Source organism: Pseudomonas sp. RIT411, from assembly GCF_003057735.2.
Lineage (GTDB): Bacteria > Pseudomonadota > Gammaproteobacteria > Pseudomonadales > Pseudomonadaceae > Chryseomonas > Chryseomonas oryzihabitans.
Genome location: NZ_QBIZ02000006.1, coordinates 244,813 through 260,101 on the forward strand (window position 1 = coordinate 244,813; position 15,289 = coordinate 260,101).

Annotated in this window: 15 protein-coding genes; 6 read left to right on the forward strand and 9 right to left on the reverse strand. The window is 67.2% G+C overall.

Translation table 11 applies throughout. The features are described from left to right. Window positions 1-22 precede the first annotated feature (22 nt). From DBY63_RS11610 to DBY63_RS11625, 4 genes are all read left to right on the forward strand, one after another. Entirely contained in the window at window positions 23-925 is a 903-nt protein-coding gene (locus tag DBY63_RS11610; protein ID WP_027597689.1) for a LysR substrate-binding domain-containing protein, read from the forward strand. A gap of 183 nt (window positions 926-1,108) precedes the next feature. Further along, on the forward strand, window positions 1,109-2,416 hold the full coding sequence (locus tag DBY63_RS11615; protein ID WP_044341317.1) for an MFS transporter: 1,308 nt from the start codon (window positions 1,109-1,111) through the stop codon (window positions 2,414-2,416). Further along, window positions 2,413-3,666, forward strand: a complete 1,254-nt coding sequence (locus DBY63_RS11620) for an amidohydrolase family protein (RefSeq protein WP_027597691.1) — start codon at window positions 2,413-2,415, stop codon at window positions 3,664-3,666. The genes DBY63_RS11615 and DBY63_RS11620 overlap by 4 nt, the downstream gene beginning before the upstream one ends. A 61-nt stretch (window positions 3,667-3,727) precedes the next feature. Further along, complete coding sequence (locus tag DBY63_RS11625) at window positions 3,728-4,129, forward strand: ester cyclase (protein WP_027597692.1); 402 nt, start codon at window positions 3,728-3,730, stop codon at window positions 4,127-4,129. Here the strand turns inward: DBY63_RS11625 and DBY63_RS11630 are convergent. The 5 genes from DBY63_RS11630 to DBY63_RS11650 are packed head-to-tail and all read right to left on the reverse strand — an operon-like array spanning window position 4,126 to window position 10,110. Beyond that, on the reverse strand, window positions 4,126-5,145 hold the full coding sequence (locus tag DBY63_RS11630) for an AraC family transcriptional regulator (RefSeq protein ID WP_108581980.1): 1,020 nt from the start codon (window positions 5,143-5,145) through the stop codon (window positions 4,126-4,128). The two genes, DBY63_RS11625 and DBY63_RS11630, sit on opposite strands and share 4 nt — an antisense overlap. Then, window positions 5,142-6,524 carry a dihydrolipoyl dehydrogenase gene (lpdA, locus tag DBY63_RS11635; RefSeq protein ID WP_108581981.1) on the reverse strand — a complete coding sequence of 461 codons (1,383 nt, stop codon included), beginning with the start codon at window positions 6,522-6,524 and terminating at the stop codon, window positions 5,142-5,144. Before lpdA ends, DBY63_RS11630 begins: the two co-directional genes overlap by 4 nt. Before the next feature lie 2 nt (window positions 6,525-6,526). Then, window positions 6,527-7,813 carry a dihydrolipoamide acetyltransferase family protein gene (locus DBY63_RS11640; RefSeq protein WP_108581982.1) on the reverse strand — a complete coding sequence of 429 codons (1,287 nt, stop codon included), beginning with the start codon at window positions 7,811-7,813 and terminating at the stop codon, window positions 6,527-6,529. A 1-nt stretch (window position 7,814) separates the two neighbouring features. Continuing rightward, on the reverse strand, window positions 7,815-8,873 hold the full coding sequence (locus tag DBY63_RS11645) for an alpha-ketoacid dehydrogenase subunit beta (protein ID WP_007162204.1): 1,059 nt from the start codon (window positions 8,871-8,873) through the stop codon (window positions 7,815-7,817). A 4-nt stretch (window positions 8,874-8,877) separates the two neighbouring features. Then, entirely contained in the window at window positions 8,878-10,110 is a 1,233-nt protein-coding gene (locus DBY63_RS11650) for a thiamine pyrophosphate-dependent enzyme (RefSeq protein ID WP_108581983.1), read from the reverse strand. 223 nt (window positions 10,111-10,333) lie between these two features. On the opposite strand from DBY63_RS11650, the gene DBY63_RS11655 reads away from it, so the two are divergent. After that, window positions 10,334-10,795, forward strand: coding sequence for an Lrp/AsnC family transcriptional regulator (locus tag DBY63_RS11655; RefSeq protein ID WP_108581984.1), 462 nt, complete (start codon window positions 10,334-10,336; stop codon window positions 10,793-10,795). A gap of 14 nt (window positions 10,796-10,809) precedes the next feature. Here the strand turns inward: DBY63_RS11655 and DBY63_RS11660 are convergent, their stop codons facing one another. Beyond that, window positions 10,810-11,022 carry a hypothetical protein gene (locus DBY63_RS11660; protein ID WP_007162207.1) on the reverse strand — a complete coding sequence of 71 codons (213 nt, stop codon included), beginning with the start codon at window positions 11,020-11,022 and terminating at the stop codon, window positions 10,810-10,812. A gap of 65 nt (window positions 11,023-11,087) precedes the next feature. Next, on the reverse strand, window positions 11,088-11,495 hold the full coding sequence (locus tag DBY63_RS11665; RefSeq protein WP_007162208.1) for a response regulator: 408 nt from the start codon (window positions 11,493-11,495) through the stop codon (window positions 11,088-11,090). 398 nt (window positions 11,496-11,893) lie between these two features. Between DBY63_RS11665 and DBY63_RS11670 the strand changes: the two genes are divergently transcribed. After that, window positions 11,894-13,660: a glycoside hydrolase family 5 protein gene (locus tag DBY63_RS11670; RefSeq protein WP_007162209.1), complete on the forward strand. Its 1,767-nt coding sequence runs from the start codon at window positions 11,894-11,896 to the stop codon at window positions 13,658-13,660. A 62-nt stretch (window positions 13,661-13,722) separates the two neighbouring features. On the opposite strand, the gene DBY63_RS11675 is transcribed toward DBY63_RS11670, so the two are convergent. Together DBY63_RS11675 and DBY63_RS11680 are read right to left on the reverse strand one after the other, a co-directional pair. After that, window positions 13,723-14,274: an ATP-dependent Clp protease proteolytic subunit gene (locus DBY63_RS11675; protein ID WP_007162210.1), complete on the reverse strand. Its 552-nt coding sequence runs from the start codon at window positions 14,272-14,274 to the stop codon at window positions 13,723-13,725. A 150-nt stretch (window positions 14,275-14,424) separates the two neighbouring features. After that, the gene (locus DBY63_RS11680; protein WP_007162211.1) at window positions 14,425-15,225 is read right to left on the reverse strand and encodes a universal stress protein; all 801 of its coding nucleotides are present in this window, start codon (window positions 15,223-15,225) and stop codon (window positions 14,425-14,427) included. Window positions 15,226-15,289: the final 64 nt, after the last annotated feature.

Below are 15,289 nucleotides of genomic sequence, written 5' to 3' on the forward strand. Positions count from 1 at the left end.
CCCAGCGTCGCAGAGCCTTCGGATGCGTATCGACCCCTTGCCACCCCTGACCAATCTGATTGCCTTCGAGGCAACGGTCAGGCTTGGCAGCTTTACCCGTGCCGCGCTCGAACTCAATCTCACGCAAAGCGCCATCAGCCGTCAGGTGGCGCAGCTGGAGGCCTTTCTCGGTCGCGCGCTGTTTCGGCGGGAACACAAGCGGCTGCACCTGACCGTCTCCGGGCAGCGCTATGCCGAGCGGGTCCAGCAACTCTTGGCGGGTCTGGCGGAAACCACCGCCGAGGTCATGGACCTTAGTGGCGAGCAGCAACTGGTCCTGGCCTGCTCCTCGGGCGTCGCCGCCCTGTGGCTGGGTCCGCTGATCGGCCATTTTGCCAGTGCCTTTCCCGGCATCGACGTGCGCCTGCGGGTGCTGGACAACCTCGATACCCTGCTCAAGCCCGAATTCGATCTGGCGCTCTATTTCCTGCGGGAACCGCCGCCGCCGGGATTGGCCGGTCGCCAGTTGTTTCCCGAATGGGTAGGCGCCTATTGCGCCCCGGACTACCTGGGCGGGCAGCAGCTGTCACCCCCGGAGCTGCTCGACCGGCGCCTGCTGATGATCGAGGACGGGCAGCGACGCTGGCTGTCCTGGACGGAGTGGTTCGCGCGGCTAGGCTATCCAGCCCCGCGGATCCGCCAGCGGCTCACCGTGAGTCAGTACCCCATCCTGGTCGATCTGGCGATTGCCGGTCACGGTATCGTCCTGGGCTGGCGCCCCATGATCGATGCCCACCTGCGCTCGGGCGCGCTGGTCGAAGCCTGTAGCGAATGCGTGCAGGGGCAGGGGGGTTACTACCTGCTGTGGCCGGGCGATCGCCAGCCGGGCCTGGCGACGCGCCGTTTCGAAGCCTGGCTTAACGACGCCCTGAGCGCGTCACCTTGACCCCTCTTGCATGCGCCTGGCGCATGCAAACCCCTGCAATCAGCGTTTTCCTGCGTCCCGGGTAGCCCCTTAAGCTCGGCGGCAGAGGGCGGAGATCCTCGTCCTGTTTCCTTTATCGAAACTGCCGTCGCCGGTGCAGGGACTCCCGAGTTTCCTGCGCGACTCGCATTCAGGGAGCCAACAATGCAGAGCGCTACGACCTTCCCGCAGCCGTCCACCGCCCACCGCCGCCAGGCCAACAAGGCGGTCGTCGCCACCGTGATCGGCAACGGTCTGGAGTGGTTCGACTTCACCGTCTACAGCTTCTTCTCCGTCATCATCGCCAAGGTGTTCTTTCCGACCGCCAGCGAACTCACCTCCTACCTCCTGGCCCTGGCCACCTTTGGCGTCGGTTTCTTCATGCGGCCAGTAGGGGGCATCCTGCTCGGCATCTACTCCGATCGCCGCGGCCGCAAGGCGGCGCTGTCGCTGACCATCCTCTTGATGGCCGCCGGTACCCTGATCATCGCCGTGACCCCGGGCTATGCCCAGTGGGGGCTGTTCGCCCCGGCGCTCATCGTCTTCGCGCGCTTGCTGCAGGGCTTTTCCGCGGGTGGCGAGATGGGCAGCGCGACCGCCTTTCTCACCGAGCACGCGCCCGCTGGGCAAAAGGCCTACTACTCCAGCTGGATCCAGGCCAGCATCGGGGTGGCGGTCGCCCTGGGTGCAGGCGCCGGCGCGCTGCTGTCGGCCTTGCTGACTCCGGAGCAACTCGAGAGCTGGGGTTGGCGCCTGCCGTTCCTGTTCGGCTCCCTGATCGGCCCCGTCGGTTTCTACATCCGTAGCCGCATCGACGAAACCCCGGCCTATGCCACCGTCGAGCGTGCCCAGTCGCCGCTGCGGGAGGTAGTGCGCATCTATCCCCGCCAGACCGCGATCACCTTTTCCATGGTCGTGCTCTGGACGGTCTGCACCTACTCCGTGCTGTTCTACCTGCCGTCCTACTCCACCCGGGTGCTGGGTCTGCCCAGTGGCCTGGGCTTCACCGCCGGCGTACTCGGTGGCCTGGTGCTGCTGGTGGCGACGCCGCTGGTCGGGCGCCTGGCCGATCGCCAGGGCAAGCGACCCTGGCTGCTGGGGTCGGCCATCGCCATCTTCTGCCTCGCCTGGCCGTTGTTCTGGATGCTCAATCGCTGGCCGGGCCTGGCTTCCCTGCTGGTGTTCCAGGCCGTGCTGGGACTGCTGATCTCCGGCTATCTGGGCGGTCTGCTGGCGGCCTTCGGCGAGTTGTTGCCGACCCGGGTGCTCTCCACCGGACTGTCGGTGGCCTACAACTTCGCCGTGACCCTGTTCGGCGGCTTCGCCACCTTTACCGTGACCTGGCTGATCGCCGCCACCGGCAGCCCGCTGGCGCCGGCCTTCTACATCATGTTCGCCGCGGCCATCAGTGCCGTGGGCGCGGCGCTGTTTCGCGACGCCGCCAGCGAGCAACCTTCGGGAGAATCCGCATGACTCAAAGCACCTCTCTACTGCTGCGCAACGGCAAGCTGCTGGATCTGGCGAGCGGCATCCTGATCACCGGCAAGGAAGTCCTGGTGGAGGGTGAGCGCATTACCGCCGTGCGCGACCAGAGCGCTGCGCCGCCGGCAGGCGTCACCGTCATCGATCTGGGCGGCCGCACCCTGATGCCCGGCCTCATCGATTGCCATGTGCATGTTCTGGCCTCCAGCGCCAACCTGGGTTTCAACGCCCTGCAGCCGAACGCCATCATCATGTACCGCGCCCTGCCGATCCTGGGCGCCATGCTCGAGCGCGGCTTCACCACCGTCCGCGATGCCGGCGGCGCGGACTGGGCGCTGGCGCGCTCCATCGCCCTGGGACTGGTGCCGGGCCCGCGGATCTTCGCCTCCGGCAAGGCGCTGTCGCAGACCGGCGGCCATGGCGACATGCGGGCGCGTGGGGAGCTGCTGCTGAACGAGCCGTGCAGTTGCTGCTTCCGCGCCGGTGCTATCGCCCGGGTGGTGGACGGGGTGGACAACGTGCGCAAGGCGGTGCGCGAGGAACTGCAGCAGGGCGCCAGCCAGATCAAGATCATGGCTTCCGGCGGGGTGTCCTCGCCCACCGATCCCATCGCCAATACCCAGTACAGCGAAGCCGAGATCCGCGCCATCGTCGAGGAAGCCGAAGCGGCCAATACCTATGTGATGGCCCATGCCTATACCGCCCGCGCCATTCGCCGCGCCGTGGCGTGCGGGGTGCGCACCATAGAGCACGGCAATCTGGTCGACCGGGAGACGGCGCAGCTGATGCGCGAGCGGGGCGCCTTCGCCGTGCCCACCCAGGTGACCTACGAGATGCTCGCCGAGCACGGCGCCCGCTATGGACTGCCAGCGGATTCCGTGGCCAAGATCGAAGACGTCCGCCTGGCCGGCCGTCGCGCCCTGGAATTTTTCGCCGAGGCGGGCGTACCCATGGGCTACGGCTCCGACCTGCTGGGCGAGATGCACGAATACCAGACCCAGGAACTGCGCATCCGCGCCGAGGTGCTGGGCAATCTGGAAGCCTTGCGCAGCGCCACCAGCGTCGCGGCGCGCATCCTCGAACGGGAGGGCGAGCTGGGTTGCATCGCGGCTGGCGCCCTGGCGGATCTGCTGGTCGTGGATGGCGATCCCTTGACCGATATTTCCTGCCTGGTGGGGCAGGGCGAGCGGTTGGACGTCATCCTGCAGGGCGGCCGTCTGGTAAAGAATCGCCTCGGGTGAAGGGAGACTTGCCGGCCTGGCGTGGTCCCCTGTAGCAGTCAATGACCATGGAGAATTCGTGATGCCCCTCGCCGCAACCGAACTCGGCAGTCACTACCAGGCCTACCTCGACTGCCTCAACCGCCAGGCCTGGACGGAGCTGGGCCGTTATGTCGACGAAGCCGTCGAGCACAACGGCCGGCCCCTGGGATTGGCGGGCTACCAGGCCATGCTGGAAGGCGATCATGCCGCCATTCCCGATCTGCACTTCGCGGCGCGCTTGCTGGTCGTGGAAGCGCCCTGGCTGGCCGCGCAACTGGACTTCGACTGCACGCCACGCGGCGAGCTGTTCGGGCTGGCGGTGAACGGACGGCGGGTGCGTTTCAGCGAGCACGTCTTCTATCGCTTCGAGAACGGGCGAATCCGGGAGGTGCGCTCGGTGATCGACACCGCCGCCATCGCCGCCCAACTGGCGGAGGGCTAACCCGCTCGGGTCTGGCGCTGGCGATAGCCCAGGGGGCTCAAGCCCGTCCACTTGCGAAAGGCGCGCTGGAAGGAGCGGGGATCGGCGAAACCCAGACGCAGGGCCAGCTCCTCCAGGGGCAGAGCGCCCTGATCCAGCTGGCGGCAGGCCAGGCGGCAGCGACGTTCGTCCTTGAGGCGCTGGTAGGTCTGGCCGCTCGCCGCCAACTGGCGTCTCAGGGTCGCAGCCGAAAGACCCAGGGTCGCGGCCAGGCTGACGGCGTCCGGCCAGTCTTCTGGGGCGCGACTGCGCAGCAGGGCGCGGATGCGGGCGATCAGACTGGCGTCGTCGCGATAGTGCACCAGCAGATTGCCCGGTGCGGCGGCGATGAAGCGACGCGCATCCGCGGCACTGCGGCGGATCGGCAGGCCCAATACGGCGGCGTCCAGCCGCAGCCAGTCTTCGCCGTGGGCGAAGCTGAGGTGGGTGCCGAAGCGCTGGCGATAGTCGGCCAGCAGTTCCGCCGGCGGCTCCTGGGCGGTCAGGCGAATCTCCGCCAGTGGCAAGCGGCGGCCCACCAGCCAGCAGGCCAGGCCATGCAGGATCAGCCAGAGGGTAAAGACGGCAAAGCTACCCGGCAGGCTGCCGGGGGCCAGCCGCAGGGTCGCCTGCTCGCCATTGCGCTGCAGGCGCAGATCGACGCCCAAGGTCAGGCGCAGGAAGTCGGCGCTCTGCCGCAGGGCGTCGCCCAGGGTCGGTTGCAGGCGGGTGCTCTGGCAGAGAAAGGCAAAGCTGCCGGCCGGGAGCGGGCGTGGGCCAAGGGCGAAGAACTCGTCATCGAAACGCCACGCCAGGCGATACCACAGCTGGCCGAACAGCGGCGCCGAGAGGCGCTCGCGGTCAAGCAGCAGCTCGGCTGGCTGGACGCCTTCGGCAGCGAGCAGGGCCTCCGGCGCCTGACCACTGCGCCGGCACAGCCCGGCCAGGGCTTCGTCGAGGATGCCCGGCGCCAGGCTGTCGCGCGGCAGGCCGGTCACAGATGCAGGGCCCGGCCCAGGGCGCGCAGCGCCGCTTCCTGCACCGCTTCGCCCAGGGTGGGGTGGGGGTGCAGGGTGGCGGCGACGTCTTCCAGTTGCATGCCCATTTCCAGGCTGTGGGAAAAGGCCGTGGCCAGTTCCGCCACCTGCTGCCCGGTGGCCTGCCAGCCAAGGATGCGATGGTCGTCCGCACGAGCCACCACCCGCACGAAGCCTTCCGGCGCCTCCAGGGTGAGGGCACGGCCATTGGCGGCGAAGGGGAAGCTGGCGACCTTGGTCTCCAGCCCCTGGGCCTTGGCCTGCTCGGGGGTCAGGCCGACCACCACGATTTCCGGATCGGTGTAGCAGACCGCCGGGATGGCGACCGGCGCGAAGCGCCGCCGCTTGCCGGCGATCAGCTCGGCGACCACCTCGCCCTGGGCCATGGCGCGATGGGCCAGCAGGGGTTCGCCGGTGAGATCACCGATGGCCCAGACGTCGGTCATGCTGGTACGGCAGCCGTCGTCGACGCGGATATAGCGGCCGTCGTAGTCCAGCGGCAGGCGCTCCAGGCCTTCGGTGCGGGGACGGCGACCGGCCGCCACCAGGATGCGCTGGGCCGGCAGGATCTGCTCCTCGCCGTCACCGCGGGTCATTCGCAGGCCAGCGCCGTCCGCGGCCAGACCGGCGACGGTGCAGCCCAGGTGGAGCTCGATGCCCAGGCGTTCCAGTCGCTGGCGCAGCGGCGCCGTGAGCTCGGCATCGTAGCCGGGCAGCAGGCGCGATTGAGCCTCCACCACCGCGACCCGGGCGCCCAGCTTGCGATAGGCGATGCCCAGCTCCAGGCCGATATAGCCGGCGCCCACCACCACCAGATCCTCGGGAATCTCTGTAGGCGACAAGGCCTCGGTGGCCGAGATCACCGGGCCGCCGAAGGGCAGGCTGGGCAATTCCACCGAGGTGGAGCCCATGGCCAGCACCAGGTGTTCGGTACGGATGCGCAGCCGTTCGCCACCGGCGCGCTGCACCTCCACGGTCTTGCCGTCGAGGATCTCGGCCCAGCCCTCGACCACCGTCACCCCCTGCTTCTTGAGCAGGGCGGCGACGCCGGTGGTGAGGCGATCGACGATGCCGTTCTTCCAGGCCACGGCCTGGCCAAGGTCCAGTTCCGGGCGGCCATGGCGGATACCAAGGGCGCCCTGGTCGGCGCGACCGCAGGCGCGATGGAATTCCTCGGCGACATGGATCATCGCCTTGGAGGGGATGCAGCCGACGTTGAGGCAGGTACCGCCAAGGGCGGCGCCCTCCACCAGGGTGGTGGCGATGCCCAGCTGAGCGGCGCGCAGGGCGGCGACATAACCGCCGGGGCCGCCGCCGATGATGAGGAGTCGGGTGTCCATGGCTACTCCAGGAAGAGGGTGGCGGGTTGTTCGAGCAGCTGGCGCACGGCCTGGATGAAGCTGGCGGCGTCCTGGCCATCGATCAGCCGGTGGTCGAAGGAAGCGGAGAGATTCATCAGCTTGCGCGGCACCACCAGCCCATGGCGGAAGGCCGGGCGCTCGACGATGCGATTGACGCCGATGATGGCCACTTCGGGATGGTTGATGATGGGCGTGGAGGCGATGCCCCCCAGCGGACCCAAACTGCTGATGGTCAGGGAAGAGCCGGAGAGTTCGTCGCGACCGGCCTTGCCGCCGCGCACCGCGGTGGCCAGCCGGGCCACCTCCTGGGCGCAGCCCCAGAGATCCAGCGCCTCGGCATGGCGGACCACCGGCACCGCGAGCCCCTGTTCGCCCTGGGTGGCGATGCCCAGGTGCACCGCGCCATAGCGCGTCACGGTGCTGCTCTCTTCGTCGAAGCGCGCATTCATCTGCGGAAAGTCCCGCACCGCCACCACCAGGGCTCGCGCCAGGAAGGGCAGCAGGGTGAGGTGGGCACGACGACCCTGCCAGCGCTGATTGAGGGTGGCGCGCAGGGCTTCCAGCTCGGTGACATCCACCTCTTCCACATAGGTGAAGTGGGGGATATGCCGTTTGGCGGCCTGCATCTTCTCGGCGATCTTGCGTCTCAGGCCGATCAGCGGGATGCGCTCCTCGCCACCGCGTTTCGCCAGGCCACCGCCGCCGGTGGCGGGCGGCAAGCCGGCGTCGCGTTGCTGCACATAGGCCTCCAGATCGCCATGCAGGATGCGCCCGCCCTGACCGCTGCCGGTGACGAAGCGGAGTTCGATGCCCAGGTCCCAGGCGTGCTGGCGTACCGCGGGAGACGCCAGCGGCGGACTGCCGGGGGCCGGGCGGGAAGCTGGTCGGTCGTCGTCGCGCGGGACCTCCGCTTCCGGGCGTCGCGGGGCCGGGGCCGTCTCGGGCGTGGGCGCTTCCGCCTTCGGTGCTGGCGCCGGCGCGGCTGCCACCGGCGCGGGGCGACTGGTCTCGCGCAGATTGCCGTCGCCGGCCACCTCCAGGCGGATCAGCTCGGCGCCCACCGCCAGCACCTGACCGGGCTCGCCGCCCAGGGCGACCACCCGGCCCACCACCGGCGAGGGAATCTCCACCATGGCCTTGTCGGTCATGACGTCGGCCAGGGTCTGGTCTTCGCTGACCTCGTCGCCCACTGCCACGTACCACTTGACCAGTTCCACCTCGGCGATGCCTTCGCCGATGTCGGGCATCTTGATGACATGGGTACCCATCTCAGACCTCCATCACGCGCTTGAGCGCGGCGCCGACCCGGGACGGACCCGGGAAGTAGTCCCATTCCTGGGCGTGGGGATAGGGGGTATCCCAGCCGGTCACCCGCTCGATGGGCGCCTCCAGGCGATGGAAGCAGTGCTCCTGCATCAGGGACACCAGCTCGGCGCCATAGCCGCAGGTGCGGGTGGCTTCGTGGACCACCACGCAGCGACCGGTCTTGTTCACCGAATCGGTGAGGGTCTGCAGGTCCAGCGGCCAGAGGCTGCGAATGTCGATCACCTCGGCGTCGATGCCGGTCTCGGCGGCCGCCGCCAGGGCGACCCAGACGGTGGTGCCATAGGTCAGCACCGTGACCTGCTTGCCGGGACGGACCACCGCGGCGCGTTCCAGCTCGACCCGGTAGTAGCCGTCCGGCACGGCGCTGGCCGGATGGCCGGACCAGGGCGTCACCGGGCGGTCGTGATGGCCGTCGAAGGGGCCGTTGTAGAGGCGCTTGGGTTCGAGAAAGATCACCGGATCGTCGCTCTCGATGGAAGCGATCAGCAGGCCCTTGGCGTCATAGGGATTGGAGGGCATCACGGTGCGCAGCCCGCAGACCTGGGTGAACATGGCCTCGGGACTCTGGCTGTGGGTCTGGCCGCCATAGATGCCGCCACCGCAGGGCATGCGGAACACCAGCGGCGAGGTGAACTGGCCCACCGAGCGATAGCGCAGCCGCGCCGCCTCGGAGACGATCTGGTCGATGGCCGGGTAGACGTAGTCGGCGAACTGGATCTCCGCCACCGGTCGCAGGCCGTAGGCGCCCATGCCCACCGCGGCGCCGGCGATACCGTTCTCCGAGATGGGCGCGTCGAATACCCGCGAGGCGCCATACTTGGCCTGCAGGCCCTCGGTGCAGCGAAAGACGCCGCCGAAATAGCCGACGTCCTCGCCGAACACCACCACGTTGCTGTCGCGTTCGAGCATCACGTCCATGGCCGAGCGGATGGCCTGGATCATGGTCAGGGTGCTGCGGCTGCCGGCCTGGGTCGGCAGGTCGGTTTCCTGTTGTACGGTCATGGCGTCACTTCCCGAGCTGTTGGCGTTGGCGGCGCAGGTGCGGCGGCAGGTCCTGATAGACCTCCTCGAACATGTCGGCGGCGCTGGGGGCGAGATCGCTGGCGAAGGTGCCGTGGGCTTCGGCGGCCTTCTGGGCAGCGGCCACCTCGGCTTCCAGCTCGGCGCTCAGCGCCTGGTGTTGTTCCTCCGACCAGAGGCCACGACCGATCAGGTGTGTTTTAAGCCGGTCGATGGGATCGCCCAGGGGGAAGTGCGTCCAGTCGTCGGCGGGACGGTACTTGGATGGGTCGTCCGAGGTGGAGTGGGGGCCGGCGCGATAGGTCACCCACTCGATCAGGGTCGGCCCCAGGTTGCGCCGGGCGCGCTCGGCGGCCCAGCGCGAGGCGGCCAGCACGGCGAGAAAGTCATTGCCATCCACCCGCAGGGCGGCGATGCCATAGCCGAGGCCGCGGGTGGCCAGGGTGATGCCCTCGCCGCCGGCGATGGCCTGGAAGGTGGAAATGGCCCACTGGTTATTGACGATGTTGAGGATCACCGGCGCCCGGTAGACGTGGGCGAAGGTGAGGGCGGCGTGGAAATCGCCTTCGGCGGTGGCGCCGTCGCCGATCCAGCCCGCGGCGATGCGGGTGTCGCCCTTGATCGCCGAGGCCATGGCCCAGCCCACCGCCTGGATGTACTGGGTGCCCAGGTTGCCGGAGATGGAAAAGAAGCCGAGGTCGCGGTAGGAGTACATCACCGGCAGCTGGCGACCCTTGAGCGGATCCCGGGCGTTGGACAGCAGCTGGCAGATCATCTCGTCCAGCGGCGCCTCGCGGGCGATGAGGATGCCCTGCTGGCGATAGGTGGGGAAATGCATGTCGTCCGGGCGCAAGGCCAGGGTCTGGCCGACGGCGATGGCTTCCTCGCCCAGGCACTGCATATAGAAGGAGAGCTTCTTCTGCCGCTGGGCCTTGAGCATCCGCGCATCGAACAGCCGGGTCTTGAGCATGGCCCTGAGGCCCTGCAGCAGCAATTCGGGCGCTTCTTCGGTGGCCCAGGGGCCGACGGCGCGACCCTCTTCGTCGAGGATGCGGATCAGCTGGGTCGCGAGCTCGCGGGTATCCACCGGTGCCACGTCGATGGGCGGCTTTTCCGCACGGCCGGCGGGGCAGAGTTGCAGGTAGCTGAAGTCGGTGGGACGTCCCGGGCGGCCGCTGGGTTCGGGAACGTGCAAGCGCAGGGGTGGATGGTCGCTCATGGCCGCCCCTCCTGGTGGAAGAGGGTGCAGGCGGGTCGCAGGACGGGTTGGCCGTCCGGATGCGATGCAGGGTGCCACATGGTGGAGGCCTCGGCATTCTTGTTATTGGTCGCCTGAGTATAGGCCGGCATGGCTAGCCGTTTTGCCGCAATTTCAGGGTGTGCAGCCCGGCCTTTTGGTGCTATTGAACTCCGTACAAGAACAACAGTGGAGGTTTTGCACCATGGCTGGTCTGGACCGTATCGACCTGCGCATCCTCAACGCCCTGTCCGCCGATGGCCGCCTGAGCTGGCGCGATCTGGCGCAGAAGATCGGGCTGTCGCTGACCCCGACGCTACGGCGGGTCAAGCGACTGGAGGAGGAGCGTTACATCCAGGGCTATCACGCCCAGCTCGATGAAACCCGGCTGGCCGGCAGTGTCAGCGTCTTCGTGTCGGTGCGCCTGGAAAAGCAGTCCACCGACTACCTGCGCGCCTTCGAGCGGGAGATCGTCAAGGCGCCCCAGGTGATGAGCTGTTTCCAGATGACCGGGGATGCGGACTACGTATTGCGGGTGGTGGTGCAGGATCTCGCGGCCTACCAGCACTTTCTCGCCGAGACCCTGACCTGTATTCCCGGGGTGGCCAGCGTGACATCGGCCTTCTCGCTCAAGGCCGTGCTGTTGCGACCGGCGCCGTTGCTATGAGGCGCGTGCAACGACTAGCGGATACCGAGGGAAGTGCGGACCTGCTGCGCCTGGGTTGCGCAATAGGCGCGGTCGCGCAGGCGGGCGGTATCCAGCATCAGGGTCAGGCGACGTTCGCTGGCGGGACGACAGACTTGCACCGGCAGACCGCCATCCGGGGTCAGGGGGCCGAACAGGCAGTCGATGTTGGGCAGCTGGGCGACGAACTGGTGGGTGAGGGCAAGCATTGTTGTTGTCCGAAGTACCGAGGTGGCGATGTGACACCATTCACATCGCCAGGGTTCCTCGATCTTCAGGCACTGGGCGTAACAGAATAGGCGACGCCATTCACGGCATCGATCAATTGACCGATGGACCAGGGCTTGGGCAGGAAGCGCACCTTGCACTTGATGCTGGCCGTGGACGGCGTTTCGTAGCCGGACATGACAATAATGGGCATATCTGCCCAGCGTTGGCACACCAGATTGGCCAGTTGAGCGCCATCCATGGAGCCGGGCATGCGGATGTCCGTCAACAGGATGTCGATATTGGCGTCCTCTTTCTCCAACAGCGACAAGGCAGCATCGGCGGAGTCAGCGGCGATGATATTGAAGCCTTCGGGTTCGAGGATCTCGGTAACGAAATCCGCGACCAGTGGCTCGTCGTCCACCACCAGGATGGTGGGTCGGAAGACAGGGGTTCCCGGCTGTTCTGCGCGCATGACTGGACCTTATATACAAGACGTTGCTGAGCCTTGGATAGCGGCGACCCGGGAAAATTCCCCAGGCCATGTGCCACTGAATTTGGCGTCAGATTTCTGTCTTCGTGCCGTGATTATTTTGTCGCGCGCAGCTTTCGCACGCTGCGACGCCATGCCACGCATATTTGGTTACGTTTCCTGCAAAGGCTCTAGAGCGGTGTTTTGCGACACCCTGCAGTCATGCAGGACCGCCGCCGCGGTGAAAGGTTTCAGCGACCTGGCATATGACTTGTATTGGGTAAGGCAACTGCAGGACGCAGAGTGCTTTTTTTGTCACGTCCCAGTGGCCTTACCTAAACCCAGGCTTTGCTCGTACACAAAGGACATCGACGCCACGCCTCCCAAAGCAGTATCTGTCCATGACGCCTATCCGCTCCCTCGCTACCGCCCTTCGTCGTCCGCTCGCCGCGGCCGCTACCGTTCTCGCGCTGTCCGCTGGCGTTGCCCAGGCCGAGCCTGTCAGCCTGGTCGGTCTGAATCTGTCGGGTGCGGGCTTCGCGCCCCAGGTGCTGCCCGGCATCAATGGCACCAACTACATCTTCCCGGTGGAGGCCTACTTCCAGCAGTGGAGCGCGCGGGGCGTCAAACTGATCCGTTTCCCCATCATCTGGGAGCGCCTGCAACCCAAGCTGGGCGGCCCACTGGACAGTGCCTACGTCGCCCTGGTGAACCAGACCTTCGGCTATGCGCAAAAGCACGGCATCAAGATCATCCTCGACCTGCACAACTATGCCCGCTATCGCGGTCAGGTGATCGGCACCAGTGGCGTCCCCTACGCCCGCTATCAGGAGATCATGACCCACATCGCGCGGCAGTGGAGCGGCCAGTCCTCGCTGTACGCCTACGACATCATGAACGAGCCCCACGATGCCATGGCCTACTGGCCGACCGCGGCCCAGTACGGCATCAATGGCGTGCGCGCGGTGGACAGCACCCGTCCGGTCATCGTCGAAGGCAACGGCTGGTCGAGCGCCACCCGCTGGGCCGAGTTCAACGATGCCCTGCTGGGGCTGAAGGATCCGGCCAACAACATCATCTTCTCGGCGCATTCCTACTTCGACGAGAACGCTGGCGGCAGCTACGACAAGACCGACGTCAACAAGCTCGACGCCAACTATGGCGTGACCCGGGTGAAGCCCTTCGTCGACTGGCTGAAGAAGAATGGCAAGCGCGGCTATATCGGTGAATTCGGCGTACCGGACAACAATCCGCGCTGGAACCTGCTGATGGACAACATGCTGGCCTACCTCAAGCAGAACTGCATCCCGGCCTCCTACTGGGCCGCGGGTCCGGGCTGGGGCAGCTACTTCATGTCGGTGGAGCCGATCAATGGCCAGGAGCGGCCGCAGTGGCCGACCTTGCGCAAGTACCTGGACGACAGCAGCTGCACCGCCATCGGCCCGGTCGCCAGCGGCAGCACCACCCCGGCCAACGGTGGTGGCACGGCCGGCAACAGCGGTTCGGCTGGCGGTAGCGCCGGCGCCGTGGGCAATGCCGGCAGCGGCAGCAGCGCCGGCAACACCGGAAACGCAGGCAGCAATGCAGGCGTTCAGGTGCCGCCGAGCAATGGCGCGACCGCAGGCACGGTTACCTCGGTGATCAACGACTTCACCAACTCGGACTGGCACAAGGGGGTGTTCCTCAAGAAGGCCGCTGTCTCGGTACCCGGTACCGCGGTGAATCGCGCCGCCTTCAAGGCCGGTGCCTACCTGACCACCGCGGATGGCCAGGTGCGGCGGATCTCCTCGGTGCAGGCCGGCAACAGCCTGGGGGTCTTCACCGAAGGCACGCCCTTCAACGGCAACGCCGTGGGCTATCCCAAGACCGTGACCGTGTCGCCCACCGGGGTGACCAGCGCCGCCAGCGTCAGCAGCGCCATCAACGACTTCACCAATGCCGACTGGAACCGCGGGGTCTACCGTCGCGCCGCGGCCATCTCCATCCCGGCCACCGCGGCCAATCGCTCGGCCTTCAAGCTGGGTGGCTCGGTACGCCTGGTCAATGGCCAGATCCTCAAGATCAGCTATGTGCAGGATGGTGCCAACAACTTGGGGGTGTTCTTCGACGCCAGCCGCCTGGATGCCAGCGTCGGCTACCCCAACACCCTGGTGTCCTTCAGCCGCTGATCCCCGGGATCGGGCAATAAAAAACCCGGTGGCCAAAGGTCACCGGGTTTTTTATTGCCTGCTCAAAGATGGATGAAGGTGGTGACCTCACCCGGCTGCACGCGGCATTCGTCGACGGCGTGGATCACCCCGGTGGTCAGGGCCGCTTCCGGACTCAGCAGCCGGGCGTTGGCCTTGAGGCAGCTGTGGATGTCCAGGGCCTCGGCGGCACCTGCGGTGCGCTCGGCGACGATGCGGGCATAGAGATCCAGGTCGTAGTCCAGGCACATGGCGTATTCGGCCATGCGCGCATGGTCCACCGAGTTGTTCAGATTCCAGTAGAAGGAGTGGTAGAGGAATTTGCTGTGACGACTGGCGGTGCGGTGTTCGCCAGCCAGGAAGAGGATGTTGCCCATGGACTCGACGGTGCCCAGGTTGTGGGTATGCACCGGCAGCGGCAGGGACAGCAGGAAGTTGTACATTGTGAAGCCGTAGCTGCAATCGCCGCCCATGGTGGCGATCTTGAGCAGGATGCGCGAGGCGTCCTGCTGCACGGCCTGGGAGCACTGGGCGATCAGCTGGCCGCAGCTGGTGGAATTGATGGGACCGGTGAAATGGATGACATGGGTGCTCATGGGGCCTACCGACGCGCCGGGGAGCCCGACAGAGGGCAGGGCTCTATGTCTTCTGCTTCGGCGATTTTCGGGTGGGCTTGAGCGCTGGCGTCGGCTGGCCGACGAAACGCGTCCCGACCGGATGGGCTGTGCCCGGGTAGAGGCGCGGTCTCAGCGCAGCAGCAGCATCGGTACTTCGGTCTTGTGCAGCAGCTGGGTGGTGCGACTGCCGCGCAGGAAGCGCCAGACCGAGGAGTGACTGTAGGCGCCCATGATCAGCAGGTCGGCCCGGCGTTCGTCGAGGTGGCGGGGGACGATGCGCTCCACGTCGCCATGGGCGACGGTGGTGTCGACCCGGCATCCGGCGCTGCGCAGCAGCAGGGCCAGGTCATCCAGGCGCTTGCGCAGGATCGGATCGTCTTCGCCGACGCGCAGCAGGGTGCCGCTCATGCCGGCCAGCAGCGGACTGCGCGCCAGCGCCAGGATGCCCTGGTGGGTGGCTTCCCGGCCGTCATAGGCGATGGTGAATTGCCGCGGCGGCTTGAACGGCCCCGAACAGATCAGGATCGGCCGGTGCACGGCGCGGACCACGGCCTCCAGCTGGCTGCCGATGCCGCTGTCCCCGGAGCGCTCGCCGCGCTTGCCGATCACCAGCAGGCGGGTGTCGGCTTCCAGGGTCTTGAGGGTATCCACCAGCCCCTCGGGGCGGCGCAGGATCTGCGGCGCCGAGGTCAGGCCCTGCTGCAGCAGGCGTTGGCGGGCATTGAGCAGCAGCGCCTTGGCCATGCCGGCGCCGACGTCATCGTCCAGATAGACCGGGGCGCCGTTGGCGACCTTCTTGCCGCTGCTGGCCGACTCCTGCACGTGCAGCAGGGTGACGGGCGCGTCCAGTCGTCGCGACAACCAGGCGGTGTGGTCGCAGACGCTTTCGGCGTGGGGAGATCCATCGATGCAGGCGAGCAGGGAGGCCATAACGGTATTCCTTGGCAAGACCGGGACCAGACACGATCCCTGTCAGGAGCGTAGCACCCGCCCA

Bases quoted from the DNA above. Each gene is read 5' to 3' on its own strand.
- DBY63_RS11615 (WP_044341317.1), top strand. From the start codon at position 1,109: ATGCAGAGCGCTACGACCTTCCCGCAGCCGTCCACCGCCCACCGCCGC.
- DBY63_RS11650 (WP_108581983.1), bottom strand. From the start codon at position 10,110: ATGAGCGACCATCCACCCCTGCGCTTGCACGTTCCCGAACCCAGCGGC.
- DBY63_RS11680 (WP_007162211.1), bottom strand. From the start codon at position 15,225: ATGGCCTCCCTGCTCGCCTGCATCGATGGATCTCCCCACGCCGAAAGC.
- DBY63_RS11670 (WP_007162209.1), top strand. From the start codon at position 11,894: ATGACGCCTATCCGCTCCCTCGCTACCGCCCTTCGTCGTCCGCTCGCC.
- DBY63_RS11640 (WP_108581982.1), bottom strand. From the start codon at position 7,813: ATGGGTACCCATGTCATCAAGATGCCCGACATCGGCGAAGGCATCGCC.
- DBY63_RS11675 (WP_007162210.1), bottom strand. From the start codon at position 14,274: ATGAGCACCCATGTCATCCATTTCACCGGTCCCATCAATTCCACCAGC.
- DBY63_RS11625 (WP_027597692.1), top strand. From the start codon at position 3,728: ATGCCCCTCGCCGCAACCGAACTCGGCAGTCACTACCAGGCCTACCTC.
- DBY63_RS11620 (WP_027597691.1), top strand. From the start codon at position 2,413: ATGACTCAAAGCACCTCTCTACTGCTGCGCAACGGCAAGCTGCTGGAT.
- lpdA (WP_108581981.1), bottom strand. From the start codon at position 6,524: ATGGACACCCGACTCCTCATCATCGGCGGCGGCCCCGGCGGTTATGTC.
- DBY63_RS11665 (WP_007162208.1), bottom strand. From the start codon at position 11,495: ATGCGCGCAGAACAGCCGGGAACCCCTGTCTTCCGACCCACCATCCTG.
- DBY63_RS11645 (WP_007162204.1), bottom strand. From the start codon at position 8,873: ATGACCGTACAACAGGAAACCGACCTGCCGACCCAGGCCGGCAGCCGC.
- DBY63_RS11655 (WP_108581984.1), top strand. From the start codon at position 10,334: ATGGCTGGTCTGGACCGTATCGACCTGCGCATCCTCAACGCCCTGTCC.
- DBY63_RS11610 (WP_027597689.1), top strand. From the start codon at position 23: ATGCGTATCGACCCCTTGCCACCCCTGACCAATCTGATTGCCTTCGAG.
- DBY63_RS11660 (WP_007162207.1), bottom strand. From the start codon at position 11,022: ATGCTTGCCCTCACCCACCAGTTCGTCGCCCAGCTGCCCAACATCGAC.